Source organism: Limosilactobacillus difficilis (genome assembly GCF_947387495.1).
Taxonomy (GTDB): Bacteria; Bacillota; Bacilli; order Lactobacillales; family Lactobacillaceae; genus Limosilactobacillus; species Limosilactobacillus difficilis.
The window spans coordinates 1-2,044 of sequence record NZ_CANDNU010000084.1 but is presented as its reverse complement, the minus strand read 5'-3'; the positions used below and the strand labels follow the sequence as shown (position 1 = coordinate 2,044).

Here is a 2,044-nt window from a genome sequence, read left to right as displayed (position 1 = left end):
AACCAAGACAAGTTGCCAAAGGGGACAACGTATAGTTGGACGAAGGAGCCTAACACTGAGACGGCTGGGCAACCAGCAAAGTCACAAGCCAAGACGCTGCCACAAACCGGGAATGAACAAGGTTCCCTGTTAGCCGCTAGTGGCTTGGGCATGTTGTTGCTCGGACTGCTCGGGCTTGGTGGTAAGCGCAAGAAGGAAGATTAAATCAATAGTTAACCGCACTAAAGGCGGGTTCCTCAGGAAATGGGGGACCCGTCTTTTAGGGTGGTGAGTAAACACGGCATAACGTAAGCAGTCAATAACAACACGTCTAGGCGCGGTCGACCAATCCTCCTATACTGAAGGCATAAGATTCAGTACAGGAGGATTTCTTTATGGAAGAGAAGCATGATATTGTGGCACCCGTTTTCAAAGCCAAAGGTAAGCCAGTTAGTAAGGCCAAAATTTCATCGCGGCCAGTCGTTAAGATGGTTAAACAATCCCTTTAAGCTCCACCTTCGCCGCAATATGCTTATATGGCGCATGGGTTGGTGACGACATCGAAGATGGCTTTGAAATAAAATTGGGTGCAATGATTTCATGTTTTTCTTCCATAAAAAGTCTCCTAACTGAATTTCTGGTAAAGTGAAGTCGATGAAAATTGACGGTTATAAATATGTCCGTGTCGATGAGAACGGGCATTTTTTCTACCAAGTATTTTTGGGACGCGATTTTCTACCAAGTATTTTTGGGACGCGATAATGAGGGCAAACAACACTTCAAAAAGGGGCGCAAAGATCAGAAGGGGTTACAATTCACTTCGCCTAAAGCGGCTGAAGCTGAAGCAATGCGAATTAAAGTTGAATACATGAATCACCAAGCTGAAGACCTGCGTCGGATTAGCTATGGGAAGTTTGTCCGAGAAGATTTCTTGCCAAAGTATAAGGCTGACGTGGAGGCAAGTACCTACGAGTCTCATAAGCGAATGATCATGTTGTCAGTAGATCGTTTTGATACCAAGATACTTGATCAAATTAGTATTCGCGATTGCGAGGAATACCGAACTTGGCTGATGAGTACGTCAGGTTTTTCTCGCGATTATGCTAATGTGTGTTACATGGCTTTTCGTCAAGCGTTAGGTTATGCTGAACACTTAGGTTTAATTACTGATAATGTTGCCATGAAGACCAAAGCTATTCCAAAAGGCAAGGCTGTGGCTAAGTATTGGACAAAGTCAGAATTTGAGAAGGTATTGTCACAGGTTAGTACGCAAGGCTTTTATGAATATTGCATTTATGTAATGCTGCTGTTCTATTACCGAACCGGTGTACGTGTTTCTGAAGGATTCGCCTTAACCTGGCGTGATGTGGATTTGGTTAATCAAAAGGCCCGAATTTTTCATACTTTGTACTACAAAAACAAGGATGATTATCAAATTAAACCATACACCAAAACCACTGCCGGTAAACGAATTATCACTTTGGATAGTGAACTGGTGCAAATCTTGAAAGATTGGCGTAAAGCCCAATTAGCACATGGTGTTAAAAAATTTGTAATTTCTTATGATGATCGACCGATGATCAAGTCCACCCTTAATAATGTGTTAAAGAAGTATGCTAAATTAGCTGGGGTACCCGGAATCAACGGCCGCGGGTTACGTCACTCACATGCTTCTTACTTAATTGCTGAATTAGGTGCGGACGTTTTAACAGTATCAAAGCGATTAGGCCATAGTAGTCCGGCCGTAACATTGCGCTACTATGCCCACATGTTTGATCGTAATGATGAATTAATTGCGGATAAGATGGTTGGCTCAATGGACTTAACACCGGCTAAAGAATCACAAATTAACTTTAATGGCAATCAAATAATTCCCTTTAGTAAAGTTGTATAATATTTGCCATATGGTTTGCCACGATGGTAAACAAGTACGGAAACCCTTGATGTTATTGGCTTACAAACGTTATTTTTATTATTGAATACGAATAATGTTGCTTATTAACTTGATAGCGGAATCCTAATTTAACGGCATTTGAACTGTGCAAAATCAATTCAAATCTATAAA

Annotated in this window: 3 protein-coding genes; 2 read left to right on the top strand and 1 reads right to left on the bottom strand. The window is 41.4% G+C overall.

Annotated elements, in window-relative coordinates; all coding sequences use genetic code 11:
- Window positions 1-204: LPXTG cell wall anchor domain-containing protein (locus QOR82_RS09015; protein ID WP_283576991.1), on the top strand; the 204-nt coding region annotated here is incomplete at its 5' end.
- Between the two features lie 267 nt (window positions 205-471).
- Here the strand turns inward: QOR82_RS09015 and QOR82_RS09010 are convergent.
- Window positions 472-594 carry a hypothetical protein gene (locus QOR82_RS09010; RefSeq protein ID WP_263863011.1) on the bottom strand — a complete coding sequence of 41 codons (123 nt, stop codon included), beginning with the start codon at window positions 592-594 and terminating at the stop codon, window positions 472-474.
- A 232-nt stretch (window positions 595-826) separates the two neighbouring features.
- Between QOR82_RS09010 and QOR82_RS09005 the strand changes: the two genes are divergently transcribed.
- Window positions 827-1,873 carry a tyrosine-type recombinase/integrase gene (locus tag QOR82_RS09005; protein WP_283584404.1) on the top strand — a complete coding sequence of 349 codons (1,047 nt, stop codon included), beginning with the start codon at window positions 827-829 and terminating at the stop codon, window positions 1,871-1,873.
- Window positions 1,874-2,044 lie beyond the last annotated feature (171 nt).